Source organism: Kribbella sp. NPDC005582 (assembly GCF_040605415.1).
GTDB lineage: Bacteria > Actinomycetota > Actinomycetes > Propionibacteriales > Kribbellaceae > Kribbella.
In genome coordinates this window covers 348,418-375,162 of the sequence record NZ_JBEXCU010000001.1, presented here as the reverse complement: position 1 = coordinate 375,162, position 26,745 = coordinate 348,418, and the positions used below count along the sequence as shown (strand labels likewise).

22 protein-coding genes are annotated in these 26,745 nt (G+C 68.2%); 12 read left to right on the top strand and 10 right to left on the bottom strand.

Annotated elements, in window-relative coordinates:
• The first annotated feature begins 21 nt into the window (after positions 1-21).
• The 3 genes from ABZS29_RS01785 to ABZS29_RS01775 all read left to right on the top strand — a co-directional run bounded on the left by ABZS29_RS01785 (position 22) and on the right by ABZS29_RS01775 (position 7,026).
• Positions 22-1,539: a family 43 glycosylhydrolase gene (locus ABZS29_RS01785; protein ID WP_355457580.1), complete on the top strand. Its 1,518-nt coding sequence runs from the start codon at positions 22-24 to the stop codon at positions 1,537-1,539.
• Positions 1,536-3,656: a hypothetical protein gene (locus ABZS29_RS01780; RefSeq protein ID WP_355457579.1), complete on the top strand. Its 2,121-nt coding sequence runs from the start codon at positions 1,536-1,538 to the stop codon at positions 3,654-3,656. Before ABZS29_RS01785 ends, ABZS29_RS01780 begins: the two co-directional genes overlap by 4 nt.
• A gap of 115 nt (positions 3,657-3,771) precedes the next feature.
• Positions 3,772-7,026, top strand: coding sequence for a DUF2961 domain-containing protein (locus ABZS29_RS01775; protein ID WP_355457577.1), 3,255 nt, complete (start codon positions 3,772-3,774; stop codon positions 7,024-7,026).
• Here ABZS29_RS01775 and ABZS29_RS01770 read toward each other — a convergent pair.
• On the bottom strand, positions 7,010-7,888 hold the full coding sequence (locus ABZS29_RS01770; RefSeq protein ID WP_355457574.1) for an alpha/beta hydrolase: 879 nt from the start codon (positions 7,886-7,888) through the stop codon (positions 7,010-7,012). The two genes, ABZS29_RS01775 and ABZS29_RS01770, sit on opposite strands and share 17 nt — an antisense overlap.
• A gap of 56 nt (positions 7,889-7,944) precedes the next feature.
• Here ABZS29_RS01770 and ABZS29_RS01765 point away from each other — a divergent pair, with 56 nt between their 5' ends.
• A complete protein-coding gene (locus tag ABZS29_RS01765) occupies positions 7,945-8,697 on the top strand; it encodes an AAA family ATPase (protein ID WP_355457572.1) in 753 nt (250 codons plus the stop codon).
• Here ABZS29_RS01765 and ABZS29_RS01760 read toward each other — a convergent pair.
• Together ABZS29_RS01760 and ABZS29_RS01755 are read right to left on the bottom strand one after the other, a co-directional pair.
• Positions 8,694-9,611 (bottom strand): DUF4349 domain-containing protein, encoded by a 918-nt coding sequence (locus tag ABZS29_RS01760; protein WP_355457571.1) that lies wholly within the window; start codon positions 9,609-9,611, stop codon positions 8,694-8,696. The two genes, ABZS29_RS01765 and ABZS29_RS01760, sit on opposite strands and share 4 nt — an antisense overlap.
• An 85-nt stretch (positions 9,612-9,696) precedes the next feature.
• The gene (locus ABZS29_RS01755; protein ID WP_355457569.1) at positions 9,697-12,804 is read right to left on the bottom strand and encodes a DEAD/DEAH box helicase; all 3,108 of its coding nucleotides are present in this window, start codon (positions 12,802-12,804) and stop codon (positions 9,697-9,699) included.
• Between the two features lie 256 nt (positions 12,805-13,060).
• Between ABZS29_RS01755 and ABZS29_RS01750 the strand changes: the two genes are divergently transcribed.
• Positions 13,061-13,741: a ferritin-like fold-containing protein gene (locus ABZS29_RS01750; protein ID WP_355457567.1), complete on the top strand. Its 681-nt coding sequence runs from the start codon at positions 13,061-13,063 to the stop codon at positions 13,739-13,741.
• Between the two features lie 49 nt (positions 13,742-13,790).
• A complete protein-coding gene (locus tag ABZS29_RS01745) occupies positions 13,791-14,993 on the top strand; it encodes a glycosyltransferase (protein WP_355457565.1) in 1,203 nt (400 codons plus the stop codon).
• 9 nt (positions 14,994-15,002) lie between these two features.
• On the opposite strand, the gene ABZS29_RS01740 is transcribed toward ABZS29_RS01745, so the two are convergent.
• The 4 genes from ABZS29_RS01740 to ligD form a co-directional block, all read right to left on the bottom strand.
• On the bottom strand, positions 15,003-15,275 hold the full coding sequence (locus ABZS29_RS01740) for a GlsB/YeaQ/YmgE family stress response membrane protein (protein ID WP_355457564.1): 273 nt from the start codon (positions 15,273-15,275) through the stop codon (positions 15,003-15,005).
• 143 nt (positions 15,276-15,418) lie between these two features.
• Complete coding sequence (locus ABZS29_RS01735) at positions 15,419-15,646, bottom strand: DUF3107 domain-containing protein (protein ID WP_355457562.1); 228 nt, start codon at positions 15,644-15,646, stop codon at positions 15,419-15,421.
• Positions 15,647-15,781: 135 nt separating this feature from the next.
• Positions 15,782-16,414, bottom strand: a complete 633-nt coding sequence (locus tag ABZS29_RS01730) for a TetR/AcrR family transcriptional regulator (protein WP_355457560.1) — start codon at positions 16,412-16,414, stop codon at positions 15,782-15,784.
• A gap of 103 nt (positions 16,415-16,517) precedes the next feature.
• On the bottom strand, positions 16,518-17,444 hold the full coding sequence (gene ligD, locus ABZS29_RS01725; protein WP_355457558.1) for a non-homologous end-joining DNA ligase: 927 nt from the start codon (positions 17,442-17,444) through the stop codon (positions 16,518-16,520).
• Positions 17,445-17,485: 41 nt separating this feature from the next.
• Here ligD and ABZS29_RS01720 point away from each other — a divergent pair, with 41 nt between their 5' ends.
• From ABZS29_RS01720 to moeZ, 3 genes are all read left to right on the top strand, one after another.
• A complete protein-coding gene (locus ABZS29_RS01720) occupies positions 17,486-18,400 on the top strand; it encodes an alpha/beta hydrolase (RefSeq protein ID WP_355457556.1) in 915 nt (304 codons plus the stop codon).
• 116 nt (positions 18,401-18,516) lie between these two features.
• Entirely contained in the window at positions 18,517-21,291 is a 2,775-nt protein-coding gene (locus ABZS29_RS01715; protein WP_355457554.1) for a Calx-beta domain-containing protein, read from the top strand.
• A 133-nt stretch (positions 21,292-21,424) separates the two neighbouring features.
• Positions 21,425-22,615: an adenylyltransferase/sulfurtransferase MoeZ gene (gene moeZ / locus ABZS29_RS01710; protein WP_355457552.1), complete on the top strand. Its 1,191-nt coding sequence runs from the start codon at positions 21,425-21,427 to the stop codon at positions 22,613-22,615.
• Between the two features lie 36 nt (positions 22,616-22,651).
• On the opposite strand, the gene ABZS29_RS01705 is transcribed toward moeZ, so the two are convergent.
• Both ABZS29_RS01705 and ABZS29_RS01700 read right to left on the bottom strand, forming a co-directional pair.
• Entirely contained in the window at positions 22,652-23,440 is a 789-nt protein-coding gene (locus ABZS29_RS01705) for a maleylpyruvate isomerase family mycothiol-dependent enzyme (RefSeq protein WP_355457551.1), read from the bottom strand.
• Positions 23,437-24,078 carry a TetR/AcrR family transcriptional regulator gene (locus ABZS29_RS01700; protein WP_355457549.1) on the bottom strand — a complete coding sequence of 214 codons (642 nt, stop codon included), beginning with the start codon at positions 24,076-24,078 and terminating at the stop codon, positions 23,437-23,439. The genes ABZS29_RS01705 and ABZS29_RS01700 overlap by 4 nt, the downstream gene beginning before the upstream one ends.
• An 88-nt stretch (positions 24,079-24,166) precedes the next feature.
• On the opposite strand from ABZS29_RS01700, the gene ABZS29_RS01695 reads away from it, so the two are divergent.
• Complete coding sequence (locus ABZS29_RS01695; RefSeq protein WP_355457548.1) at positions 24,167-24,433, top strand: DUF2277 domain-containing protein; 267 nt, start codon at positions 24,167-24,169, stop codon at positions 24,431-24,433.
• On the opposite strand, the gene ABZS29_RS01690 is transcribed toward ABZS29_RS01695, so the two are convergent.
• Positions 24,430-25,449 (bottom strand): hypothetical protein, encoded by a 1,020-nt coding sequence (locus ABZS29_RS01690; RefSeq protein ID WP_355457547.1) that lies wholly within the window; start codon positions 25,447-25,449, stop codon positions 24,430-24,432. The two genes, ABZS29_RS01695 and ABZS29_RS01690, sit on opposite strands and share 4 nt — an antisense overlap.
• Positions 25,450-25,574: 125 nt before the next feature.
• Between ABZS29_RS01690 and ABZS29_RS01685 the strand changes: the two genes are divergently transcribed.
• Entirely contained in the window at positions 25,575-26,414 is an 840-nt protein-coding gene (locus ABZS29_RS01685) for a TIGR03560 family F420-dependent LLM class oxidoreductase (protein WP_355457545.1), read from the top strand.
• 10 nt (positions 26,415-26,424) lie between these two features.
• Positions 26,425-26,730: an MGMT family protein gene (locus tag ABZS29_RS01680; protein ID WP_355457543.1), complete on the top strand. Its 306-nt coding sequence runs from the start codon at positions 26,425-26,427 to the stop codon at positions 26,728-26,730.
• The last annotated feature ends 15 nt before the right edge of the window (positions 26,731-26,745 follow it).

Below are 26,745 nucleotides of genomic sequence, written 5' to 3'. Positions count from 1 at the left end.
GATGGGTGAGGTGGGCGACGAATGGCCAAAGTGCTGTCCGGACTCGTACTGGGCGCCTCGCTGGTGCTCTCGGCGCTCTTGCCGATCACCAGTGACGCCGCTCCAGCGCGCAGCGAGCAACCACGGGCCGTAGCACCGGCCGACGTCCTGCCGGCCCGCCCGAACACGGTCCGCAACCCGATCCGGGAGAACGCCGCCGACCCGTGGATGGTGTTTGCTGAAGGCAACTACCACCTGCTCTACACGCACGGCGACAAACTCGTCGGCGTCTCGGCGCCCTCCGTCGCCGGCCTCGGGGCCGCGCCCCAGCAGACGCTCTGGCAGCCGCCGCCGGGCGAGGCCTGCTGCAACCTCTGGGCGCCGGAGATCCATCAGCTCGACGGCAGGTGGTACCTCTACTACACCGCCGACAACGGCAACGACGGCATGCACCGGATGTTCGTCCTCGAGGCCGACCACCCGATGGGACCGTACGCCTTCAAGGCCAAACTCGACACCGGCGACTTCCACTCGATCGACGGCAGCGTGATGAAGCTGCCGGACGGCCGCCTGTTCCACCTGTGGTCGAGCGGCCGCGCCAACGGCCAGAACCTGTACGTCGCCCCGATGAGCAACCCGTGGACGATCAGCGGCCCGCCGGCCCTGCTGACAACTCCCGACCAGCCCTGGGAGCAGAACGGGCGCAAGGTCACCGAGGGCCCGGTCTCATTGATCCACAACGGCAAGATCTACATCTACTACTCCGCCAGCGCCTGCGAGTCGCCCGACTACTCGCTCGGAGCCCTGGAGCTGACCGGCACCGACATCCTCAGCCAGTCCTCGTGGACCAAATCCAGCGGCCCGGTCTTCAAGCGCAACGACGCCGGCTGGGTCTTCGGCACCGGTCACCACGGCTTCTTCACCTCGCCGGACGGCAAGGAGACCTGGATCGCCTACCACGGCGTGACCAGCACCAACGGTACGCCGGTCGGCAGCTGCAGCGCGGGTCGCGCCGTACGGATCGGCAAGGTCACGTACGACGCCGCCGGTAAGCCGCAACTCGGCGTACCGAAGGCTTCGTGGGAGACGGTCACCCTGCCGAGCGGCGATCCCGGTGCCGACATTGTGGCCGATGGCACCTACAAGCTGTCGCCGAAGAGCAGTCCGGAGAACCTGCTGGAGGTGGCCAGCTGTTCGACCGCAGATGCGGCGAATGTGCAGGTCTGGACCGCGAACGGCGGCGCCTGCCAGCAGTGGAAGCTCACCTACAACGGCGATGGGTCGTACAAGCTGCTCGCTGCGCACAGCGGGAAGGCGCTCGACGTGGCCGCATGCTCGCCCGCCAACCACGCCGACGTGATCCAGTGGCCGTACTGGGGTGGTGACTGCCAGGAATGGTATCTCGATGCCCTCGGCAACGGCTACTACAAGGTGAGTTCGAAGAACGGCGGCCGGGCGCTCGACGTGGACGGTTGCTCGACCGTCGCGGGGGCTGACGTCCGGGTCTGGCCGTACTGGCAGGGCGCCTGTCAGCAGTGGAAGCTGGAGAAGGTCGGATGAAACGCTGGATCGCCCTGATCGCGGCGGCCGGGATCGCGCTGGCCGGCCAGCAGGCAATGGCCACGGAGGCACAGCCTCAGAATCTGCCGGACGTGAAGACGCGGACCAAGGGCATCATCCCGCCCGGCGGCGTACTGAGCTCGAAGACCGGCGGCAACACCATCGACGGCGAGACGCGCGAAGCCAAGCCTCGCGCCGACGGCCGGTATCACTACGACTCACCCAAGCTGGTCCAGCGGTTGCAGGCGATGAAGGTCAACACTTACCTGTTCGGGATCTGGGAGTCGCCGACCGACTGGAACGATCTGCGCAGCGAGTTCGCCCCGCTGGCCCGGGCGGCCGGGATCGACATCTGGGTCGACCTGGTCCCGCCGTCGGAGTGCCAGGCCGATCGCCCGGAGGGGCCGTACCTGGAGGGGTATTGCTCCCGTCCCTTCAAACTCGACTTCGTCGCCTGGGCGCGGAACATCGCGACGCTGTCGCTGCAGTACCCGAACGTCAAGGCCTGGCAGATCGACGACTTCCTGGTCGCGCAGAACAGCCAGCTGTTCACCAGCCAGTACCTCGCACAGATCAAGCAGACCCAGGACGCGATCAATCCGAATCTCGGGTTCCTGACCACGATGTACCGCTGGGACTACACCGACGAGCATCTCGACAAACTCGCGCCGTACATCGACGGTGTGCTGTTTCCCTACCTCGGCGGCGCGCAGAGCACCACGGACCCGCGGTTCGCCGCGACCCAGATGGACGAGCTGCTCGCCAAGCTCAACCCGCGGCACCTCGACCTGATCCTGCTCCTCTACACCGACCGCTTCCTCGACGCGGCTTTACCGCCAAGCCCCGAGTACGTCGCGGAGTCGCTCGCGCAAGTGATGCCGTACGCCGAGGACGGCCGGATCGGCGGTGTGGTCGCGTACGGCGCTCCGGTCAACTACGACCGCCGCCCGACCGTTGCCTCCAACAACCTTGCGCAGACCGGCGACGGTCGATTGAGCTTCTCCCAGGGGAACTACACGACCGCGGATCCCGGCGGATTCAGCGAGGCGTACCAGCAGGTGACCGTCGACCCGTCGGCCGCAAGCTACAACCTCCGCTTCGCCACATACGACCAGGTCAGCCGCACGCCGGCCAAATCCGGCAAGCTGTTCAAGGAAGTGCTGGTCAACGACCAAGTCGTCTGGCGATCCGATGTCGCCGACGAGTTCGGCTTCACCTGGGTACCGGCGTCGATCGATCTGACCGCGGCCCTGCGCGGCAAGACCAGTGCGAAACTGAGCCTGAAGCTGTACGTGCAGTCCGCGGCCAACTTCCCGATCGACGTCGGCTTTGACAGCCTGGTCCCGACCGGTTTCACGATCCCCAACTTCGGCTTCGAGGACGTCAACCCTGCTACCCGGGGCTGGCAGTTCAAGCAGCAGAGCCAGGTGATCTACGGGGCGATCGAGAAGGTTACGCCGCACCAGGCCAAGGACGTGTACGACGTGGTCGCAGCAGCGTTCGGCCGGCAACCGCGCCCGGCCGTGCCGACCACTCCATCCGCTCCGATTCCGACTGACCTTCCCCGCACCGGTACGGCGTACCAGCCGGGCGGACCGGGCGCGATCCGCAACAGCGCGATGTACGGCAAGGGCCGGCTCAGCCTGTTCGTGCCGGAGCGATCGGCGACCAGCGCGGGCAGTTGCGTCTGGGCCGAGCAGCGCATGGCCGTCGACCCGAACGCCCCGCGGTACGAGATCTCGTGGTGGGACTATGACGGTCTCTCCGCCGACCTGGGCGGCTACCACCTGAAGCAGGTGACGATCGTGACGTCCAAGGGCAAGAAGCTGCTCAGCAACCTCGACGCCGCCGAAGCGCCGAAGCTGTGGATGAACGGCCAGGGACTCTGGGGCGCGATCGACATCACCGAGTTCGCCCGGGGTGAGCCGTCCGTCGTCCTGCAGTTCGCGCTGTGCGAGCAGCAAGGCGTCGGCGACTACATGGTCGACGTCGGGTACGACGAGATCGAGGCCGTCGGGCTCACCGTCACCAATGGCGGTTTCGAGCAGGGCAGTACCGGCTGGACCATCGTCAGCCCGCACGCCGGCATGAAAGCCCAGGTTCTGACCGCCGACTGAGAGGCACCTGAGCCGCACCATTTGACCGTGATCGTAAGGATATCGATTTCTCCGGCGGTGATGAGACTCTCCGAACAGAGTTTCGTCACCGCCGCCGCATTCGAGGAGACGATCGATGTCCGGACGCTTCCGCCTACCCGTCGCCGTACTGGCCGGGCTGGCTCTGACTCTTCCGCTCAGCTTGCCCACCGCCGCCGTGGCGGACGTGACGGCGGCGGTGGGTAAGGGGGCAGTCGGCTGGGACGCCCTGCGGCAGCTCGACCGGCTGCCGTACCTCGCCTCCGGCACGAGCACGCGGCAGTTCTCGAGCTTCGCGCGCAACGGCACCAACGACGACTTCCTCCCCGGCGTGGACTCGTGCCTGCGCCAGGTCGCGGCCGGGTGTGTGATCGCCGAGGACGCCGGACCGGGCCAGATCGACTCGATCTGGTTCACGAGGTTGCGCAACGGCGCTCCGGACGTCACCGACACCGGGACGATCGCGATCACGCTCGACGGGAGCACCGTGCTGAACAGGTCGCTGAAGGACGTCACCGACGGCCGGGTGGGTGCTCCCTTCGTGCATCCGCTGGTCGCCAACGCCGGCCAGTCCGCAGGTGGCTTCCAGATCAAGGTGCCGATGCCGTACCGGCAGTCGATGCAGATCGTGGTCCAGCACGCCCCGACCTACTACCACGTGAACTACCGGCATTTCCCGGACGCGGACGGCGTCACCCGGTTCGACCCGGCCGACCAGGCGAACGACGTACTGGCGACGCTGCGGGCAGCCGGTACGGCGGACCCCAAGCCGGCCGCCGCCGGCGCGACCACCACCGGGCAGACGCACGCGATCCCCGCCGGGGAGGAAGTTGCCTTCGGCACCTTGCAGGGACCGGCGGCGATCAGCGCGTTGCGGTTGCGGTTCGTCGGCGTGACGCCGTCGGACGCCGTACTGGCCGGGTTGCGGTTGCGGATGTCGTTCGACGGACGGCGTACGGTCGACTCACCGGTCGGCGAGTTCTTCGGGACCGGCCTCGGTGCGTACTCGGTGAAGTCGCTGATGTTCGCGGCCGATCCCGCGCCGGGCGGCTGGTTCACCACCTGGTGGCCGATGCCGTACCGCGAGTCGGCCGCGGTGTCGTTGGTGAACTCGACCGGCGCGGCTGTTGGCAACGTGGAGATTCAGCTGACCAGCGCCCCGGATTCGAGGTGGACCAACGATCTGCTGCCGGGCGGTCCCGCGGCGTACTTCACCGCCGCGTCGCGCAGCGGCCCGACCACCTGGGGCGACGACTGGCTGGTCGCCGATCAGACCGGCCGGGGCAAGCTCGTCGGAGTCGCGCAGACGATGGCGATCGGCGCGGAGATGGGGGTCAACCGCGGCTACCTCGAAGGTGACGAGCGCGTCTACATCGACGGCGCGATCTCGCCGCAGCAGCACGGAACCGGCACCGAGGACTTCTACGAAGGTGGCTGGTACTTCGCCGGCGGCACGTTCAGCGCGGCCTTCACCGGCAACACCGCTCATGAGGTCCAGGGCTCGGGCTGCGCGCGGGAGTGCGATGCGGTCTATCGCCTGCTGCTGACCGAGTCGATCTCGTACGACTCCGCGCTGCGCTTCGGCATCGAGCACGGGCAGCAGAACGACTGCATCGCCGACTACGGCTCGACCGCGTTCCTCTACACCCAGCCCACGGTCAGCTCCCGTGAGACTGACGCCATCGACCTGGGTGACGCTGCGGCTCGTACAGCACACCAGTACGCCGACGGCGGCAGCGAAGCCACAGTGACCAGCGTCGCCGAGGGAGACTTCGACCACCTGCCAGTGACCGACCAGGTCCGCTCGGGCCAAGGTCTGATCACCTTCCGGCTGGCCGTCGACCCCGCCAACCGTGGTGTGGTGCTCAAGCGACTCGCTGATCAGGCGCAGAAGTATCAAGAGGCGGCCGTGAGCGTGGACGACGTACCGGTCGGCACGTGGCAGCAGCCGCTCGGCAATGGCGGGATGCGCTGGCTCTCCGACCAATTCCCCGTGCCTGCTTCGGCAACGGCAGGCAAGTCCAGCCTCAAGGTGACGATCACTCCGGCGAGCGGGGCACCGGCCTGGACAGCGGCTCGCTATTTCGCGGCGAGCATCGTCGACCCGTACGCCGCCACTGGCGCACTGACCGCACCTGGTGGACTGACCGCGACACCCCGTGAACACGCGGTGCTGCTGAGCTGGAACCTGGTGCTCGGGGCGACGTCGTACCGGATCTACTCGGCGGCGACCGCCGGTGGATCGGCCACCCTGGTGGGGACCGCGCCCGCGCCGGGCTTCCTGGACAAGTCGCTCAAGGGTGGTCAGCAGCGGTTCTACACCGTGGCGGCGGTCGATGCCGCCGGCAACGTTGGCGTCTCGGCCCCGGTGGTCGCGGCGGCGAAGCTCGCGACCGTCTCCGATGTCGATGCCGATGGCAAGGATGACGCGGTGACCTTCCTTCGCGGCGACCCGGCCCACGTGTACGTCGCCAAGTCGACCGGGACCGCGTTCGGCGCGGGCGCCTTGTGGCACCCGTCGTTCGCGATCGGGACCGAGATTCCGGCGACCGGGGACTTCAACGGCGACGGGCGCGACGACATCGTCACCTTCACCCGCGGTGCCACGGCGGACGTCTGGGTCTCGTTGTCGAACGGTGTCGACGGCTTTCTGCCGGCCACCAAGTGGCACGATCACTTCGCCGTCGGCGACGAGGTACCGATGGTCGGCGACTTCAACGGTGACGGCAAGGACGACATCGTCACGTTCAACCGCGGCGGCCACGCCGTCTACGTCTCGCTGTCCGACGGCGGCCGGTTCGTCCAGGACGGCTGGCTGTGGCACGGCACCTTCGGCTTGCCGGGCGAGCTGCTCGACGTCGGCGACTTCGACGGCGACGGCCGCGACGACATCGTCACCTTCACCCGCGGCACGGCGGCGAGCGTGTACGTCGCGCTGTCGGACGGGAAGTCGTTCCTCGGGTCGGGCTGGAAGTGGCACGGGCACTTCGCCGTCGGGACCGAGACACCGGACGTCGGTGACTACAACGGCGACGGCCGCGACGACATCGCCACGTTCACGGGCAGTGCCGCCGGCGACGTCTACGTCGCGACGTCGACCGGGACCGGATTCGCCGGTGACGGCGATCTATGGCACGACTACTTCGCCCCGAACGGCGAGGTGCCCGGCTCAGGTGACTTCGATGGCGACGGTCTGTCGGACATCGTCACCTTCACCCAGGGCGCGAACGCGGACGTGTACGTGGCGCGCTCGAACGGTCGGGCCTTCGTGCCGAATCCGCAGGCGGAGCTGTGGCACGACTACTTCGCCCCGAACGGCGAGTGGCCCGCTCCCTCTACCCGGCGTCCGTGAAGCTGTCGCGGTCGTGGAAGAAGTCGACCAGGATGCGGGCCGTGGCGGCCGGCTGCTCGATGGCAGGCGAGTGGCCGGCATCGGGCACCATCTCGGGCTCGATGCCGAGACGCTCGGCCACCTCGTTCTGTACGGCGAGCGGCCAGCCGTCGTCGGTCTCGCCGTACACGAGTTGGGTGCGGACGCCGGACTTCGCCAGCCGGTCCGTCTTGTCCACGGCATCGGTGAGGTGCCGGGTGATCGCCGCGAGGCCGACGGGGGAGTTGCTGACGAAGCGCCGACGCAGGAACTCCGCGATCTCCGCGGGCGGTTCGACGTACCGGGGGTGCTTCGCGTCGTGCTCCAGCTTCAGGTCGTAGACCTGCTCGATCGGCAGATTGTCGAGACCGAACGCGAGCATCTGCAGGCCCTGCAGCGTCGCCTCGTCGGTGAAGCCGGCCGGGCCGGTACAGAGCAGAGTCAGCGTCGAGAACACCGACGGATCGATGAGCACCGCCTCCCGTGCGACCAGTCCGCCGAACGAGTGACCCACCAACTGGCTGTAGCCGCCAAGCGCCACGCTCATGGCCACGACGTCCGCGCCGAACTCCTCCAGCGTGTACGCCGCGGGGTCGGCCGGGCCGGGGGTGTCGAACTGACCGCGCTGGTCGACGCCGACCGCGATCCAGCCGTACCGCGCCAGGTGATCGAGCAGCGGAGTGAAGTCCTCCTTGCTACCGGTCCAGCCGGGCACGAGCAGCACGGTGCCGAGCGGCGTACCGATCTCCGGCACTGCGCGCAGGGTCGCGAAAGAGCCGCGGTCGGTCTCCAGCGTGGCTGGATGGACCCCGTCCGGCAGCGTCATCGTTCGTGGCGTACTCACAAGTCAAGAGAGTACGCGAACCAGCGCTTCCGCCGCCGGTGCGGCACAATGGCCGGGTGCCTCCTCGCACTCTCGCGGTTGCCAACCAGAAAGGCGGCGTGGCCAAGACCACCACTGTCGCCACACTCGGTGCTGCCCTGGCCGAGCTCGGGCAGCGGGTGCTGCTGGTGGACCTCGATCCGCAGGCCTGTCTGACCTTCTCGATCGGCATCGACCCCGAGGACCTCGACAAGTCGATCCACCATGTGCTGCTCGGCGGCGTGCAGGCCCGCGATGTGCTGATCGAGTTCGACGACGGGCCGGACCTGCTGCCTGCGACGATCGAGCTCGCCACCGCGGAGGTGCAGCTGGCCCGCGAGAGCGGCCCGGAGCAGGTGCTCCGAACCGCCTTGCGATCCGTGCGCTCGGCGTACGACTGGATCATCGTGGACTGCCCGCCGACCCTCGGACTGCTGACGGTGAACGGGCTGTCGGCGGCTTCGGATGTCCTGATTCCCTTGCAGTGCGAGACATTGGCGCATCGTGGCGTTGGGCAACTACTTGACACCGTGCACGACGTGCGGCAGCTGACCAACCCTGGCTTGCGCGTGCTCGGCGTTCTGCCGACGCTGTACGACGGCCGCACGACGCATGCGCGCGCCGTACTGGACACGATCGCCGAGACGTACTCGCTGGAGGTCTTGGCGCCGGCGATCCCCAAGTCGATCCGGTTCGCCGAGGCACCGGCAGTCGGCGAGACGATCCTGACGACCGCGCCCACCTCCGCCGGAGCCAAGGCCTACCGCAAGCTCGCCGGCTCGCTTCTCTAGGCGGGACCGCTCTCCACCGGTGCGGGCGGGGTTGCCGGGCGGCGGAAGCGGCGACGGAAGTAGAGGACCGGTACGGCGATCAGTGCCAGCAGGCCGATGAACGGGAGCAGTGCGCCCAGGACGGCTGCCAGCGCGGTGAAGGTTGCGGTGAAGGCGTGCCAACCGCCTTTGAGGCCGGCCACGAAGCCGCGGTCGGGTTCGGTGACCGGTGGCGGGGTGTCCTTGGTGGTCAGCGTCAGGTTGAGGGTGGCGAGCTCGGTCTGCAGGGAGAGGTTCTTCTGCTTTGCGAGCATCGACTCGAGATCCGCTTCACGACGGGTCAGCTCGGACTCGACCGAGACGATCTCGCCGATCGTGTTCGCCTTCGCGAGCAGGGTGCGCATCCGCTCCAGACTCGCGCGCTGCGTGCGGATCCTGCTCTCCACGTCGACCACCTGCTCGGTGACGTCGTCGGACTCCTGGTGGATCTGCAGCCGCTTGCCGAGCTTGGACAGCGCTTCGACAGCCTCGTCGTACGCCGATCCCGGCACCTTCAGGACGAGATTGGCCGTCATGGCCTTGCCGTCGGGATCGCCGTTGGTGTTCTCCGAGGCGACCTGGCCCTTGAGGCCGGTGATCACCGTGATCGCCTCTTGGCGGCGCTTGGTGATGTCGTCGGCTTCGACAGTGAGCGAGCCGGTCCGAATGATCGCTCGCGTCACGCTCGGTTGATCGGCGGCCGGAGCCTTCGGCTGCGCCTGCCCGCCGACCGCCTTGCCGCCGCTGTCACTGGCGGCCGCCTCAGGCTGCTGCGCCGTGTCGCTCCTGCTGTGGCTACTGCCGGCCGCGCTCTCACCGTCCGAGTCCGCCGCACAACCCGCCAGCAGTACCAGACCCACGGCCGCCAGCACCGCTGTCCCACCCTTGCGCCTCATCACCCAGCCCCTCTCGTGTGGTTACGCCCGAGGGACGCTCCACGAGGGGCTGGGTGTTGCAGCGTGCGATTACAGCTTGGTCACTTCACCGACGCGAGGAAGAGGCTTTCTTCGCCGGCGCCTTCTTGGCCACGGTCTTCTTGGCCGCGGCCTTGGCCGGTGCCTTCTTGGCCACCGTCTTCTTGGTCGCAGCCTTGACCGGCGCCGTCCTGGCGGTGGTCTTGGCGGGTGCCTTCTTGGCGGTGGTCTTGGCCGGCGCCTTCTTCGCGGCGGCCTTGACTGGTGCCTTCTTGGCGGCGGTCTTCGCCGGAGCAGCCTTCTTGGCCGGCGCCGCGGTCTTCTTGGTCGCGGTCGCCTTCTTGGCCGGTGCCTTCTTCGCGACCGCCTTAGTCGCCGGCGCCGTCTTCTTGGCAGCCGTCTTCTGAGCCGGTGCGGCCTTCTTGGCGATGGCCTTCTTAGCCGGTGCCGCAGTCTTCACCGCGGCAGCCTTCTTCGTCGGCGCAGCCTTCTTGGCAACCGGTGCCGCCTTCTTAGCAGGCGCCACCTTCTTCGCGGGAGCAGCCTTCTTGACCGCTACGGCCTTCTTCGCCGGTGCGACCTTCTTGGCAGCCGCCTTCTTCGCAGCAGCCTGCTTGACCGGAGCAACTGCCTTCTTGGCAGTCGCCTTAGCCGGAGCAGCCTTCTTAGCCGTGGCCTTCTTGGCAGGTGCTGCAGTCTTCACCGCAGCAGCCTTCTTCGTCGGCGCAGCCTTCTTGGCGACCGGCGCTGCCTTCTTAGCTGTGGCCTTCTTAGCCGGTGCTGCAGTCTTCACTGCGGCAGCCTTCTTCGTCGGCGCTGCCTTCTTGGCGACCGGCGCTGCCTTCTTAGCTGTGGCCTTCTTAGCCGGTGCTGCAGTCTTTACCGCGGCAGCCTTCTTCGTCGGCGCAGCCTTCTTGGCAACCGGCGCAGCCTTCTTCGCAGACGCGACCTTCTTCGCCGGTGCCGCGGTCTTCACCGCAGCGGCCTTCTTGGTCGGCGCCTTCTTGGCAGGTGCTTCGGCAACCTTGGTGGCAGCAGCCTTCTTAGCAGGCGCTTCGGCAGCAGCCGCCTTCTTAGCAACAGCCTTCTTGGCGGGCGCCTCGACAGCAACCGCCTTCTTGGCGGGCGCCTCGACAGCAACCGCCTTCTTGGCCGGAGCCTCGACAGCAGTTGCTTGCTTGGCCGCAGCCTTCTTGGCGGGCGCCTCGACAGCAACCGCCTCCTTCGCGGGAGCCTCGGCAGCCGCTGCCTTCTTCGCGGGCGCCTCGACGGCCTTCTTTGCCGGTGCTTCGGCAGCCTTCTTCGCGGGCGCTTCGACCGGAGCCTGGAACAGCGCCGCCGGCTTCTCCGTCGCCGCAGCCTCAGACGCCTTGGCGGCCTCGGCCTGCTGACGCCTGCGCGTCCGCCGCGACGGCTGCTCGCTCACAGATGCAGGCGCCGGGGCCGCAGCGGCCTCGGTCTCCTGCGCAGCCGGAGCAGCCTGGGCCTCAGCCGACGACCGGCGGTTGCGGCTACGCCGCGACGACCGCCCGCTCGACGCGTGCTCACCCGAACCCGAACCCGAACCCGAACCCGAGCCCGACTCCACCGGCGCAGCCGACTCGACGGCAGCCGGAGCGGACGTCTCAGCCGCGGCAGCCTGCTCCACCGGAGCGGACGTGGCGTCCGGCGTACCGGACTGTGCGTTCACCTCGGCGGAGTGCTCGGAGCGGCGACGGTTGCGCTTGCGCTTGCGGGGCTTGCGGTCCCGCGGCGCGTCGACGGCCGCAACGGCCTCCGGCGCCTCGGTGGCTTCCGGTACGTGCGTCTTGTTCGTGACGTCGGCGCCTTCGACGACCGGCTGACCCTGACGGGTGCGCTTGCGGGTGCGGTTCCGCTTGCGGTCCCGGCCGTGGCCGTGGCCGTGGGACTCGGACCCGTCCTCGGTACGGCGGTGCTTGTCGCGGGCGGGGCGCTCCGAACGCGGTTGCTCCTCGCGGTCGGCGGCCGGCTTGATCCGGCCCTTCGCCTCGGCCGGGATCCCGAGATCGTGGTACAGCTCGGGCGACGTGGAGTAGATCTCCTGCGGCTCGTCGTACGGCAGGTCGAGCGCCTTGTTGATCGTCTTCCAGCGGACCAGGTCCGCCCAGTCGACGAACGTCACCGCGATTCCGCTCGCCCCGGCGCGGCCGGTGCGGCCGATCCGGTGCACGTAGGCCTTCTCGTCCTCGGGGCAGGTGTTGTTGATGACGTGCGTGACGCCCTCGACGTCGATACCGCGGGCGGCGACGTCGGTACACACCAGTACGTCGACCTTGTCGCCACGGAACCGGGTCAGCGCCCGCTCGCGGGCCACCTGGTTCAGGTCACCGTGGATCGCGGCGGCCTTGAAGCCGCGGTCGATCAGGTCGTCGGTCAGCCGGCCGGCCTCGCGCTTGGTCCGGCAGAAGATCATCACCCGGCCGCGGTCGTCGGCCTGCAGGATGCGGGCGACCACCTCGGGCTTGTCCAGGTCGTGCGCGCGGTAGACGAACTGCGCGGTGGCCGGAACCATCTGCGAGTCGTCGCCGGACTCGGCGCGGATGTTCAGCGGGTGCCGCATGTGTGTGCGGGCCAGGCTGACGACGGCCGCCGGCATCGTTGCCGAGAACAACATCGTCTGCCGGAGCTCGGGCGTCTTGCGCAGGATGCGCTCGACGTCGGGCAGGAAGCCCAGGTCGAGCATCTCGTCGGCCTCGTCCAGCACCAGAACCTTGATATGGCTCAGATCCAGGACCCCGCGGTTGGCCAGGTCCAGCAGGCGCCCCGGCGTACCGACGACGACGTCGACACCGGTCTTGAGCGCGTCCAGCTGCGGCTCGTACGCGACGCCGCCGTAGATGGTCAGGATCCGCACCGAGCGGACGGTGGACGCGGTGACGAGGTCCTTGGCGACCTGGATCGTCAGCTCACGGGTCGGCGTGACGACGAGCGCCTGCGGCTTCCCGGGCGCGGCCAGCTCGTTGTAGTCGGGCTCACCGGGGGAGATCGTGCGCTGGAGCAACGGAATCCCGAAGCCGAGCGTCTTGCCGGTCCCGGTACGGGCCTGGCCGATCAGGTCGGTGCCCAGCAGGGCTACGGGGAGCGTCATTTCCTGGATCGGGAACGGCTCCACGATGTTGACGCGGTCGAGCGCGTCGCAGATCTCGGGCAGCACGCCGAGCTCTCGGAAGGTGGTCAGGCTGATCGCCTCTCACATGCTTGTACGGACAGTGGCCGGGCGCCAGAGGTCGCGGAGACCTCGTCAGAAGAGGCGCGGGGACACTGTGCAAGCACCTCGCACCAGCGTGCCCATGTGGGCGCGTCACCGGCGAATCGCTCACCAGTGTAACCGCAACCCGCGTCAACGCCGTTTCCTGTGGTTTGCGCCACGCCAGTGCTGGCAGCCCTGGTTCCCGGATAAGGTGCCGGGCATGGAACAGACGGCCTTCGACGACCCCGCCTACCGGGCCGCGGCGGTGGACTTGCTGGGAGTTCTCGCCTACGGCGAGCTGACCGCCTTCGAGCGGATGGCCGAGGACGCCAAGCTGGCCCCGACCCTCAACGACAAGGCGGAGCTCGCTGCCCTGGCGACCACCGAGTTCGGGCACTTCCAGCAGCTCCGCGACCGTCTCGTGACGCTCGGCGTGGACCCGATGGAGGCGATGCAGGCGTTCGTGACGCCGCTGGACGCCTTCCACGACCACACCGCTCCGTCGGACTGGCTCGAGGGCCTGGTCAAGGCGTACGTCGGCGACGGCCTGGCGAACGACTTCTACCGCGAGATCGCGTCGTTCGTCGACGCGGAGACCCGCGCCCTGGTGCTCGAGGTGTTCGCCGACTCCGGCCAGGCCGAGTTCGTCGTCGACCGCGTCCGCGCCGCCATCGAGGAGGACCCCAAGCTGGGCGGCCGACTCGCCCTCTGGGGCCGCCGCCTGGTCGGCGAGGCGCTCAGCCAGGCCCAGCGGATCGCCGCCGACCGTGACTCGCTGGCGGCTCTGCTGGCCGGCAGCGTCGACCGCCCCGGTCTCGATTTGGCCGCCATTGGCCGGATGTTCACCCGACTGACCGAAGCCCACACCGCAAGGATGACTGCGCTCGGCCTACAGGCCTGATTGCATGGCTCCCGTTCGTTGTTGACGGGGGTCTGACGCCGGAGCCTGCATGACATCGCACCACCGCCCGCTGCGCCTGGGCATCTACTCCGACACCTTGGTTCCGCGGGCCGATGGTGTGGCCGTCTCGATGGAAGCCGCCGGGCGAGCCCTGTGTGAGCTCGGCGTCCAGCTCGAGGTAGTCGCGCCGTACGACGCGAAGAGCCACCAGAGCACGCTGCCGATCCGGTCCGTGCCGGGCACCGAGGCCTGGGGCCGTGACTACCGCTTGGGCATGCTCAAGCCGACCCGCAGCAAGCCGACGTACGACGTTGTCCATGTGCACACACTCGGCCCGGTCGGAGTGGCCGGCCTGTACGCCGCCTGGCGCCGGAAGCTGCCCGTCGTACTGACCTGGCACACCGATCTCGACGTCTACAGCCAGCACTATGCGGAGATTCGGCTGGCGATGTGGCTGGCGGGCAGGGCCTGGCGGATGGGACTCGGCGCACCGCCCGGCTACCGGTCCGGATGCACCGAGGTGCAGAACCTGCTGCGTGCCGCCGACCTGGTGATCGCACCGACTGCCAAGGTGGTGCAGCAGCTGGACGACATCGGCTGTGAGTCGCCGACCGTGGTGCTGCCGAGTCCGACGCTTCCGATGCCGGCACCGGCAGTCAGTACCACCGAGATCCGGCAGCGGCTCGGACTCGGTCCGCAGGATCCGATCGTGCTGTCGGTCGGGCGGTTGAGTGGGGAGAAGAACGATGAGCTGTTGCTGCGGTCGTTCGCCGAGTTGCTGCGGATCCGGCCGGATGCCTGCCTAGTCATGGTTGGTGGGTATGCCGACCGGCGCCGGGTCACCGACCTGGTCGAGCGGCTCGGGATCGCCTCGCGGGTGCGGATGCCCGGCGTACTGCCGCGGGCGGAGCTGGCCGGCTACTACCTGGCTGCGGACGCAGTGGTGATCTGTTCGGTCTCGGAAACCCAGTCGCTGGTCGCCCATGAGGCCGAGGCGGCGGGCTGCCCGCTGGTGGTGGTCGACCCGTGGCTGTACCGCGGTCATGAGGGCACGCGCACGTTCGGACCGGCTGAGCCGGCGGGGCTGGCTGCGACGGTCAGCGCCGTACTGCGAACGCCGGATCCCGGGCGGGTGTGGGCACCGCGGTACCGGCCCGAGCCACGTGAGCATGCCGAGAAGCTGCTGGCGCTCTACGAACAGGTGGCAACGCAACGGCCGCCTGCCCCGGGTGGGGTGGCGGCCGTCGGGTGATGCGGTGCGTCAGGCTGTCCGGGGCTTCCGGGCAGCGATGATGGCGATGACGATCGCGGCGCAGACGATCTGGATCAGATACTGGATCCAGTCCGGACCGCTGGTGTCCTTGACGCCCGCGAAGTGGGCGATCAGACCACCGATGAAGGCGCCGATACCGCCGCCGAGGATGGTCCAGCCGAGGCTGATGTTCTGCTTGCCGGGAAGCACGAGCCGGGCCAGCGGCCCGAAGATGATGCCGGCGAGCAGGCTGACGATGATCATCCAGATCCAGTAACCCACGGTTCCTCCTTGTGAAGGTGACTGACCTGCGTCAAGGCGGCGCCCCGTAGCTACCAGACCACTACGACGCAGGTCTCACCGCACATGGTGCCCATCGAACCGGATTCCAGACCCCGGACACGCAAAGCGTGTCCGGAACGGGATCAGATCGCGCCGAAGCCGACCTTACGGATCGAGACCTCACCGATCTCGACGTAGGCGAGCCGGTCGGCCGGGACCAGGATCCGGCGGCCCTTCTCGTCGGTCAGCTCCAGCAGATTGCTCTTGCCGCTCAGCGCGTCCGCCACCTGCGCCTGCACCTCGTCCGGGCTCTGCTCGCTCTCGAGCACCAACTCACGATTGACGTGTTGCACGCCGATCTTGACCTCCACGAAACCCTCCGGGCACGCTCCGACCGGCGGCTCTCGCCGGTGACACTTCGAGCCTATCCGCTGCGGACGCCGAGCTCTCACCCGTCCGCCCAAAGCAGAACCGGGCCGGTGTCAGCCGTCGGTGCGAGGACTGTGTCAGTTTTCGCTGCGCGGGAAGCCTCGGATGCCCCGCCAGGCCAGCGACGCGACCAGGTCGGCGGCGTTCTGCTGCTGCAGCGAGTCCTGGTCGGCCGAGGCCAGCCAGTAGCGGGCGCTCACCTGGGCCATGCCGACCAGGCTGACGGCCAGCACCATGGACTGCTCGCGGTTCAGCCCGGCGTCCGCACTGATCACCTCGGAGACAGCCTCGGCGCAGGCGTGCGTGACGCGGTCGACGCGCTCGCGGACGGCCGGCTCATTGGTGAGGTCGGACTCGAAGACCAGCCGGAACGCGCCCTGGGCATTGGCCACGTAGTCGTAGAAGGCGTGGATGGTGGCCGCGACCCGGAGCTTGTTGTCGTCGGTCGACTTCAGCGCTTCGTGCACCGCGGCGACGATCGCCTCGCAGGAGGTGTCCAGCAGCGCCAGATAGAGCTCAAGCTTGCCGGGGAAGTGCTGGTACAGGACCGGCTTGGAAACCCCTGCCCGGTCGGCGATGTCGTCCATCGCGGCGGCGTGGTAGCCGTTCGCGACGAAGACCTCCTGGGCCGCCTCGAGCAGTTGCGCGCGGCGGGCGAGCCGGGGCAGGCGGCTGCCGCGTTTCGGTGCGGTCTCCGGTGTCGTCGACACGTCGGCTCCTTCGGTGGTGCGGCACCGGCGGCAGGAAACGCCGCCGGGTCGTAGCCCGAATCCTACCCACCGGTCCTCCCGGTCAGTAGCTTCCCCGCCGGAACTACGGCGGCAGTGGGCGTGGGTCGTCGTACAGCTCGGCCAGGATGTCGCCGTACTCCTCCAGCCGCGCGAGCACCTCGTGCGGGAGGAACTTGAGGTCCTCCGGGGCGCTGGTGGCGGCCACCTCGTCCCAGTCGATCGGCGTGGAGACGCGGGGCTCGTCGGAGCCGCGCAGCGAGTACGGCGCCAGTGTGGTCTTGGCGCTTGCGTTCTGGCTCCAGTCGATGAAGACCTTGTTCGGACGGAGCGCCTTGGTCATGTTCGCGGTCACGTCTTCGGGCAGCGCCTCGGCCAACTGCTCAGCCAGCTGCTTGGCGAACGCACTGGTCTTTTTGGACGACGCAGGCTCGATCGGCACGTACAGGTGCATGCCCTTGTTGCCGGATGTCTTCGGCCAGCCCTCCAGCCCGTAGTGCCCGAGCAGTTCGCGCAAGGCCAGGGCGACGTCGCAGCACTCGACTATGGTCGCGCCCGGACCGGGGTCGAGGTCGAAGACGATCAGGTCCGCCTGTGGGTCCCGGCCTTGATCCGAGAGACCGATCCGCCACTGCGGGACGTGCAGTTCGAGCGCTGCGAGGTTCGCCAGCCACACCACGGTCTGGACGTCGTCGGCGATCACGAAGTCCGCCTCGTCCCGGCCGGTCGAGCTACCGGGGGTCGGCAGCGTGACAGTCCGCACCCAGGACGGCGTACCGCGGGGTGCGTTCTTCTCGAAGAAGTACGACGCGTTGGTGCCGTCCGGCCAGCGCTTCCGGGTGAGCGGCCGGTCGGACAGGTGTGGCAGCAGTACGGCGGCCACCTGGTGGTAGTACTCGATCACCTCGGCCTTGGTGAACCCGGTCTGCGGATACAGGACCTTGCCGAGGTTCGTGAGCTTCAAAGTCTGCCCGTCGACCTCGGTCGTCACCTGCTGGGACGCTGCTGCCATAACTCCCAGTCTCCACCGTTATGCGTCCTACCATGGGTTGCGTGGAGAGTTACGGGGCAGTAACCGGCGCCGACGCGCCGCTGGCGACACAGGAATGGCCGGCCCGCCAGGTGCCGGTCGAAGGTGTGGATCTGCTGGTCAGAGAGGTGCCGGCGCCGGCGGCGGAGCTGCCGCCGGCGCTCTACGTGCACGGTCTAGGCGGCTCCTCGCTGAACTGGACCGCGCTCGGACTCCTACTGAACGACACCGTGCGGGGGATCGCACCTGACCTCCCGGGCTTCGGGCGGACGCCGCTGGCCGGACCGACGGGCATATCCGAGCAGGCCGACGTACTGGTCAAGCTGTTGGAGTCCGAGTTCGATCAGCCGGCGCATGTCTTCGGGAACTCGATGGGTGGGGCTTCTGCGGTCGCTCTGGCCGCTCAGCGACCGGATCTGGTCGCGTCACTCACCCTCGTGTCTCCCGCGCTGCCGCATCCGCGGGTGTCAGCCAGTGCGCTGTGGTTCGCGGCACTGGCGACGCCACGGCTCGGACCGGTGGTTCTGACCCGTGCCCAGCGGCTCCCGTTCGATCGGCGGTTCCAGGCGTCGCTGGCGATGGTCTTCGGTGACCCACGCGCCCTGCCAGAAGAAGTGCGTGCCAACTACGAGGCTGAACTGCACCGGCGAGACACCGACCCGTGGAACATGCAGGCGACGACTGACGCGGCCAAGAGCATCCTGCGCTCGTCGCTGACCCCACCTCGCCGCTCGCTCTGGGCAGACGCGGCCAGCGTCCAGTGCCCCGTCCTGCTCGTGTACGGCGGCCGCGATCGTCTCGTCGACGCGCGAATCCGGACGAAGGCCCAGCGGACTTTCCCCGACGCCCGGCTGCTGTATCTGCCCAAGTCCGGTCACGTCGCCCAGATGGAACACCCGGAGCAAGTGGCGGCTGCCTTCCGCGATCTGATTCGCTGACGAAACGATCGAGTCGAAGCTGTCGCAGGACTGAGACGCGACTGAGCGGCTCGTCAGGTCAACTTTGCTCTCGCCCACGAAGTCATCTTTGTGGTCTGTTTCGTCGAATCGAGAGGATGACTGTGCGAGAGATCGGCAGCTTGAGGCACCTGTCGCTGGGGATGGTCGCACTATTGGGGTTGGGTCTGACGACGGCGCCGTTCGCGTCCGCCGCGCCGCCCGCCCCCGCACCGAAAATTGCTCAAGGCAACAATTGGGACGTCCGGCCGGTGGCCGGCGGGTACCAGCTCACACTCCGGCTGGGGGCGCCGGCGCCGATGCGCGCGGCACTGCCGCTGCTGGCCGTGGACGGGGAGCCGCTCGGGGTGGCCAGGCAGTCGCCTGACCAGCGGACGCTGACCCTGGTCACCACGGATCCGGGTGTTCTGAAGGCGAAGAACGTCCAGCTGGTGTGGTCCGGGGACGTTGGCAAGGACGGCAAGCAGGCGGAGAGCCAGGGCCTGGCCGCGGCCGGCCCGAACGACGCCTACTGGCTGAAGCCGCGGCTCGGGCCGCTGCTCAAGGACGACCCGGCCAAGGCCGGCAAGTTCAAGGTCGAGACGTCGGAGTACAACCTCGGCGACCAGGCGGTCTTCCTGCCCGGGCTGAAGGAGAAGTCCGAGGTCGTCGGCAAGGTCTACACACCGGTCGGTGCGAAGGGCAAGCGGCCGTTCGTGCTCTTCCTGCACGGCCGGCACCAGTACTGCTACGGCGATGCCACGACGCCGCAGGACAAGCCCTGGCCGTGCGCCAAGGGTGAGAAGCCCGTACCGAGCTACCGCGGGTACGACGGCGCCGCGCAGGCTCTGGCCAGCAACGGCTACCAGGTCGTGTCGATCAGCTCGAACGCCGTCAACGCGTACGACGGCGACGTGTACGACGCCGGTGCGCAGGCGCGGGCCGAGCTGATCCTGCACCACCTGGAACTGTGGAAGAAGTGGTCGACCACCGGAGGCGCCCCCTTCGGCACCAAGTACGTCGGCAAGGTCGACCTGCAGAACGTCGGTCTGATGGGGCACTCGCGCGGCGGTGAGGGCGTCGCCCGCGCAGCGATCGTGAACGCGGACCGGGGCGGCCAGTTCGGGATCCGTGCTGTGCTGCCGCTGGCTCCGGTCGACTTCGCACGCTCGACAGTGCCGGGCGTCGCGATGAGCGTCATCCTGCCGACCTGTGACGGTGACGTCTCCGACCTGCAGGGGCAGAAGTTCTACGACGACACCCGCCACTCGGTCACCGGTGACGCGGCCACGCGCTCGACGGTGACAGTGCTCGGGGCCAACCACAACTTCTTCAACACCGAGTGGACTCCTGGTCAGTCCGAGGCGCCGTCCAACGACGACTGGGGTGGCGACGAGAAGGCCTCGCCCTGTGGCGCCAAGTACGCCGGGCGGCTGAAGGCGAAAGAGCAGCAGGCCGTCGGGACGGCGTACCTGTCCGGGTTCTTCCGGCTGCACCTGGGCCACGAGAAGCAGTTCCTGCCGCTGTTCGACGGTTCTGATGCTCGTGCGGCCTCGGCCGGGCGGGCCGTCGTACGGGTGGTCTCGCAGGCGCCGCTGGCGTCGCGTCGGGATGTGAACCGTTTTGACCAGGCGTTGCCGAAGGGTGCGCTGACCGGCAAGGCTTCTGCGGCCACGTGCTCCGGGGTGAAGCTTCAGTCGACGCTGGCGGCCGCTCCGGCCTGTGTGGTGACGGATGGCTCCGGTGACTCACCGCACTGGGACGCTGCCTGGTTCGCAGCCCGTACGCCGACCATGGTGGCGACGCGACTGTCCTGGCGCGACAAGACCGGCGTACTGCGGTTGAGCCTGCCGGCGGCACAGCGCGACGTACGGAAGTTCGCCGCACTGTCGTTCCGGGCGGCTCCGGACCCGGCGGGTGCGCCGAAGACCGACCTGAGCGTCCGCGTGGTCGATGGTCGCGGTAAGGCTGTTTCGGTGCCGGTATCCAAGGTCAGTGACGCGTTGACTCGGCTGCCTGGCCCGAAGGAGAACGGACTGCCGAAGACGCTGCTCCGGACCGTCCGGATCCCGCTGTCCCTGCTGAAGGGCGTCAACCTCAAGGACGTGCGCTCCGTCGAGCTACGGACCGACAAGGTCGCCAAGGGCACGGTGTACCTGAGTGACCTGTCCTTCGCATCTGCAGGCCTCGGAGTCTCGGCGCCGGCGACGAAGCTGCCGAAGGTGTCCGCGTCGGACGTCAAGGTCAAGGAAGGCGACAAGGGCACGCAGACCGTCGACTTCTACGTGCGGCTGAACCGGGCCAGCACCCGGCCGGTCAAGGTGTACGCCGAGACCTCGGGTGACCTGGGAACCACAGTGGGCGATGTCGTGCGCACGGTGGTCTTCAAGCCTGGTCAGGTCAAGCAGAAGATCAGCGTGCCGGTGAAGTCGAACACGCGGGACAGCTACGACGTGCACTTCAACCTGACGCTGTCGGTGCCGAGTGAGGCACTGCTCGACAAGTCGTTCGGGCATGGCGATGTCATTGACGACGACCCGACGCCGACGCTGACCGTCGGGAACCTCACCACCGTCGAGAAGAACGGCGAAGTGGGCTTCCCGCTCAAGCTGTCCGCGCCGAGCGACCAGTACGTCAGCCTGCACGGGCTGCTGAAGGACGGCACCGCGGTGCTCACCCAGGACTACGCGAGCACGTACGACTGGGAGCCGGGGATGCGGGACATCGAGGGCTCGGTCCAGCCGGGGGAGACCACGGGTGAGCTGACGGTCAAGATCGTCGACGACAAGGTCAAGGAGCCGACCGAGACGTTCACGGCGGTCATGACCGAAGGGTCGGGCACCGATCTCAAGCTCCCGATCACGCTGACCGGGACGATCACCGACAACGACTGATCGATCAGTCCTTGAGACCCCAGTCCCGGGATTCGGACCCGGGCTGGGGTCTCCGGGATTGTGCGGGAACATGGGGAGCAGGCCGATGGTTGAACCCAGACAGCCTGCCTGAACCCTACCGAGGAGCCGACACGTGTCACTGCCACCGCTGGTCGAACCGGCCGCCGAGCTGACCATCGACGAGGTCCGCCGGTACTCGCGGCACCTGATCATTCCCGAGGTCGGGATGGCCGGCCAGAAGCGGCTGAAGAACGCCAAGGTCCTGGTCATCGGGGCCGGTGGCCTGGGCAGCCCGGCGCTGCTCTACCTGGCCGCGGCCGGCGTCGGCACGCTCGGGATCGTCGAGTTCGACACCGTCGACGAGTCGAACCTGCAGCGCCAGATCATCCACGGCCAGTCCGACGTCGGGAAGTCCAAGGCGCAGTCGGCCCGGGAGTCGATCCTGGAGACCAACCCGAACACCAACGTCGTGCTGCACGAGGTCCGCCTCGACAACGACAACGTCTTCGAGATCTTCGAGCAGTACGACCTGATCGTCGACGGTACCGACAACTTCGCCACCCGCTACCTGGTGAACGACGCGGCGGTGCTGCTCGGCAAGCCGTACGTCTGGGGATCGATCTTCCGCTTCGACGGCCAGGTCAGCGTGTTCTGGGCCGAGCACGGCCCCTGCTACCGCTGCCTCTACCCGGAGCCGCCGCCACCCGGCATGGTCCCGTCCTGCGCCGAGGGCGGCGTACTGGGTGTGCTCTGCGCGTCCGTGGGCGCGGCCCAGGTCACCGAGGCGATCAAGCTGCTGACCGGGATCGGCGACCCGTCGCTCGGCCGGCTGAACATCTACGAGGCTCTCGACCTGAACTGGCGCGCGCTGAAGGTCCGCAAGGACCCGAACTGCGCCATCTGCGGCGAGAACCCGACCGTCACCGAGCTGATCGACTACGAGAGCTTCTGCGGCGCGCTGACCGAGGAGGCGGCCGACGCGGCCGTCGGCTCGACCATCTCGGTGAAGCAGCTCAGCGAGTGGATCAAGCTCAAGGAGAACGGCGAGAAGGACTTCGAGCTGATCGACGTCCGCGAGCCGAACGAGTACGAGATCAACCGGATCCCGGGCTCGGTGCTGATCCCGAAGGCCGACTTCCAGACCGGTGTCGCCCTCGAGAAGCTGCCGCAGGACAAGCAGCTGGTCTTCCACTGCAAGTCCGGCGTCCGCTCGGCCGAGGTGCTCGCGATCGTGAAGGGCGCGGGCTTCAGCGACGCGGTGCACGTCGGCGGCGGCGTGGTCGCCTGGGTCGACCAGATCGACCCGAGCCAGCCGGCGTACTGACCTGAAGTGGGGCCGGAGCGACTCCGGCCCCACTGCTCAGAACGGCATCCGGCAACTGGCGACCGCTTCGACCGCGGCCGGATCGCCGGTGACGACCGGGTTGTCGTCGCGCCCCGACAGCGTCCGCATGTAGCCGATGGCGTCGACGGCGGCGTGGCCGACCGGCTCGCCCCTCCCCAGTCGGTAGGTCCCACCTCCCTGGCCGGTGAGCTCCACGTCGACGGCCGGCCGGTCGCCCCAGAACGGTCCGTCGATCACGTCGCGCATCACCTGCGCGACCATCTCCTCGGCGTACGGGCCCGCGTCGAACGGGCGGCCGAGCGCCTGGCAGACGTCGTCGCGATGCGTCCACAGGTCTCGCGAAAGCAGGATGTCCTGGATGTAGCCGAGATCCATCTTGAACTGCGGCCACTCCTCCGAGGCCATGCTGATCCGGCGGATCAGTGCTGGGTTCTTCAAGATCTTCTGGGTCGCCTTGGCCCAGACGTGGTCGAAAGTGCTGCGAAGTGGGTCCGGCGGCGTGCCGCGGTGTTCGTCGGCCTGCACCATCATGTGCGCATCGAACTTCGGGGTGTTCGGATAGACCCGCTTGGCTTTGCGGAAGCGCCGCGGGAACGACAGCGGCCGGATCACGTCCTCGGCCTGGCCGATCAGGTGGCCGGCAATGTCGGCGACGTCCCACTCGTCGCAGACGGTACGGCGCTGCCAGTCGGAACCGTCGATCGACGCCAGGAGGTCGTGCCAGGCCTTGAGCTCTGCGGCTCGGTGTTCCAGGCAGCGGTTCCGGTCGGCCCGGCCGATGTCTGTTGCCAGTACTGCGTTCATGTCTTCCCCCTGGCTGGTGCGTAGTGCTGGTAGAACATCTCGAGCACTGTCGGCAGCAGCCGGACGTAGCGGCCGTCCTCGAAGGCGACATCCGGCTCGTTGGCCAACTGCTGCGAGATCAGACCGGCGGTGAGCGAGGTGTAGAGGGCGATGCCCTCGTCGCTCGCGGCCTCCGGCCGTAGCTGTCCCCGGTCGACTCCCCGCTGCAGATGCCCGCGCAGTTCGTCGAGCGCCTCCTGGGCGGGCGCGAACGCCTCTGGGCTCGGCTGGAACCCCGGGATGGTTCGCCAGAACAGCAGCTGTGAATAGACGGGGTGCGCCATACACCAGCGGCTGAAGGCGCCGGCGGACTGCAGGTCGAGCTCACGGACGTCGTTCGTGGTCGCCTTCGCGAGCACCTCGCGGTAGAGATCGCGGTACAACTCGGCTCCGCGCTGGAAAAGCGCGTCGTAGATTGCCATCTTGGACGGGAAGTACTGGTAGAGCGACGGCGGTTGCATCCCCAGTTGCCGGGCCACAGCGGACAGACTGAGGGAGGCGACGCCTTCGGCCTCCATCAACTCGATCGCCGCGGTCAGGATCTCCTCGATCGTTTCCTGCCGGCGCCGGGTCCTGCGATCCAGTCCAGTGTCGCTCATGGTCTGAGGAAACCCGAAGACCATTAGGGAAGTCAATACCCCGTAGTTTTTCCGCGGAAGTGTCCCCAGCGGGACGTACTGTCGGAGCATGTGCCGAAACATCACTGTGCTCCGGGGACTGGAGCCCGCCGCGACCTCCGAGGAGATCTACGCGGCCGCGCTGCAATACGTTCGCAAGGTGACCGGCGTCGGTTCGCTGAGCGCCACCACGCGAGGGCCGATCGAGCGCGCGGCGACCGAGGTCGCCCGGATCACCGAAGAACTGCTCGCCGAGATGCCCGACCGCCGCGTCCCGCCGCAGACCGTGCCGCCGCTACGCAGGCCTGAGGTGCGTGCGCGCCTCGGTCTGGACTAGTTCGCCACCTGCGGCAGGAAGGCTGCGATCGCACTGACCGCCAGCGGCCCGAGGACGCTGAAGATCGTCAGCGGGTTGCGCAGGATCGAGATGTCCAGGTGCAGGAGGTGCTCGATCCGCTTGTGTTCCTCGAGCCACTCGGCGCTCGGTCGCGCGTCGGACGGCATCGGGCAGATCCGCTCGGCGAGTTGCTGAGCACGGTTCCGCCAGGCCACCGCCAGGGGTACGCCGATGACCGCGAGCCCGACGGCGAACGTGGCGCCGTACAGGAGCACGTTCGCCGGCGGGAACTCGCTCGCACGGTCGGGATGCGCCGCGATGAACGCACCGCGCAGCGCGCCGGCCGACGCGACGGCCGCGACCACGCCGATGGCGAACGCGCCGACGCAGACCAGCAGGAGCTGCCACAGGCGCTCGAGCCGACGGATCGCCGGTGGGAACAGCGCCGGGTTGTCAGTGTCGTCGTCGAGTGCGTCCGCGTAGTCGTTGACGTGCCGGCCGCCGGGCGGGCGGTCCTCATGGTTGGGTAGCTCGCGGCACTCGGTGTGTGCCAGCCAGACGATCGTCAGCCATGGCGCCGTGGCGATGAGACTGCCGACGAAGGCCACCTGCGTCCGGAAGTCCAGTTCCCGCACCGGCAGGTCCGGGAGCTGGCCGGACAACTTGAGGCGGTAGACGAAGGCGATGAGACAACCTGCGACCGCGCAGACCAGATAGCCGAGAATCCGCCGCCGCGGTGGGTAGAAACCCCATCGGTAGGGGTGCTGGAGGATCCGCGCCGCCTGAACGGTGAGCACGACGAACAAAGCCATCGCCGCGCCGGTCACCGCCAGCCAGACATTCCACGGAACGCCCCGCACGAAGGTGTTGCTGACCGCGGTCCCGTCCGACCCGGCAGCTCCGAGCAGGCCCGTGAACAAGAAGGCCAGCCCCAGCACGATCATGCTGAGTAACGGCGGTGGCAGCTTCTCCCAGAACCTGTCCTCCGCGAGCTCCCGTGGCAGTTCCCCCAGCACCCCGACCCCTCTTCGTCGCCGTTCTTCTCACCAGTGTCCCGAGCCCGCACCGATGCGGCTGCGCTGTCCGGCGCGGCGGGTAATGTCAGCTCGGGAAGCGTTTGCTTGTTTGACTGGAGGCCGGAATGCGATTCGCCGTCAAGACCAGGCCAGAACACACCACGTGGCAGCGGATGCGGGATGTGTGGGTCGCCGCTGACCAGCTGGAGATCTTCGAGTCCGCCTGGCACTGGGACCACTTCTATCCGCTCAGCGGTGACATGGCCGGACCGAACCTGGAGGCCTGGACGACGCTGGCCGCGCTGGCGCAGGCGACGTCGCGGATCCGGTTGGGATGCCAGGTGACCGGCATGATCTACCGCCATCCGGCAGTGCTCGCGAACATGGCCGCGACCACCGACATCATCTCCGGCGGCCGGCTGGAGCTCGGCGTCGGTGCGGGGTGGAACGAGATGGAGACCGCCGCCTACGGCATCGAGCTGTACCCGCTGAAGGAACGCTTCGACCGGTTCGACGAAGGTGTGCAGGCGATGATCGCGCTACTCACCGAGAAGTCGGCGAACTTCGACGGTCAGTACATCAAGCTCACCGACGCGTACTGCGAGCCGAAGGCCGTGCAGACGCCGCACCCGCCGATCACCATCGGCGGCAAGGGTCCCAAGCGCACGCTGCGGGCAGTGGCCCGGTGGGCCCAGCACTGGAACGTCATCGTCGCGAGTCCGGAGGAGTGGAAGCCGCTCAAGGACATCCTCGTGCAGCACTGCTCGGACATCGGCCGGGACGTCAACGAGATCACGTGCTCGGTGAACATCCGGATCGACCCGGATCAGCCGCTCGACGTCGCGGTCGCGGCAGCAGCGGCGTACGGGGAAGCAGGAGTTGACCTCGCGGTGATGAACCTGCCGCTCGACGCGCCGCCGTCGGTGCTCGAGCCGCTGGCGAAAGCGCTGGCCCCGCTGGCCTAAATTGGGGCCCGTGGACAGGGACGAGTACGTCGAGGCCGTGCTGCGGGCGGTGGAGTCGATCCCGCCCGGCAGCGTCGCGACGTACGGAGACATCGCCGAGTACGTCGGTCAGGGCGGGCCGCGGCAGGTGGGCGCGATCATGCGTGAGTACGGCGGCGCTGTGCCGTGGTGGCGGGTGATCCGGGCGTCCGGCGTACCGGCTGACGAGGTCGGTGACGAACAGCTGCACAACCTGCGGTCCGATGGTGTGCGGATCACCAACGGGCGGGTGAATCTGCGCGAGGTGCGGTGGGATCCTGAGCATCCCGTCGATTGATCAGGGTGCCGCAAG

Coding starts and splice junctions, on each gene's coding strand:
- ABZS29_RS01785 (WP_355457580.1), top strand. CDS start 22: ATGGCCAAAGTGCTGTCCGGACTCGTACTGGGCGCCTCGCTGGTGCTC.
- ABZS29_RS01780 (WP_355457579.1), top strand. CDS start 1,536: ATGAAACGCTGGATCGCCCTGATCGCGGCGGCCGGGATCGCGCTGGCC.
- ABZS29_RS01775 (WP_355457577.1), top strand. CDS start 3,772: ATGTCCGGACGCTTCCGCCTACCCGTCGCCGTACTGGCCGGGCTGGCT.
- ABZS29_RS01760 (WP_355457571.1), bottom strand. CDS start 9,611: ATGAGGCGCAAGGGTGGGACAGCGGTGCTGGCGGCCGTGGGTCTGGTA.
- ABZS29_RS01750 (WP_355457567.1), top strand. CDS start 13,061: ATGGAACAGACGGCCTTCGACGACCCCGCCTACCGGGCCGCGGCGGTG.
- ABZS29_RS01745 (WP_355457565.1), top strand. CDS start 13,791: ATGACATCGCACCACCGCCCGCTGCGCCTGGGCATCTACTCCGACACC.
- ligD (WP_355457558.1), bottom strand. CDS start 17,444: ATGGCAGCAGCGTCCCAGCAGGTGACGACCGAGGTCGACGGGCAGACT.
- ABZS29_RS01715 (WP_355457554.1), top strand. CDS start 18,517: ATGACTGTGCGAGAGATCGGCAGCTTGAGGCACCTGTCGCTGGGGATG.
- ABZS29_RS01705 (WP_355457551.1), bottom strand. CDS start 23,440: ATGAACGCAGTACTGGCAACAGACATCGGCCGGGCCGACCGGAACCGC.
- ABZS29_RS01700 (WP_355457549.1), bottom strand. CDS start 24,078: ATGAGCGACACTGGACTGGATCGCAGGACCCGGCGCCGGCAGGAAACG.
- ABZS29_RS01695 (WP_355457548.1), top strand. CDS start 24,167: ATGTGCCGAAACATCACTGTGCTCCGGGGACTGGAGCCCGCCGCGACC.
- ABZS29_RS01685 (WP_355457545.1), top strand. CDS start 25,575: ATGCGATTCGCCGTCAAGACCAGGCCAGAACACACCACGTGGCAGCGG.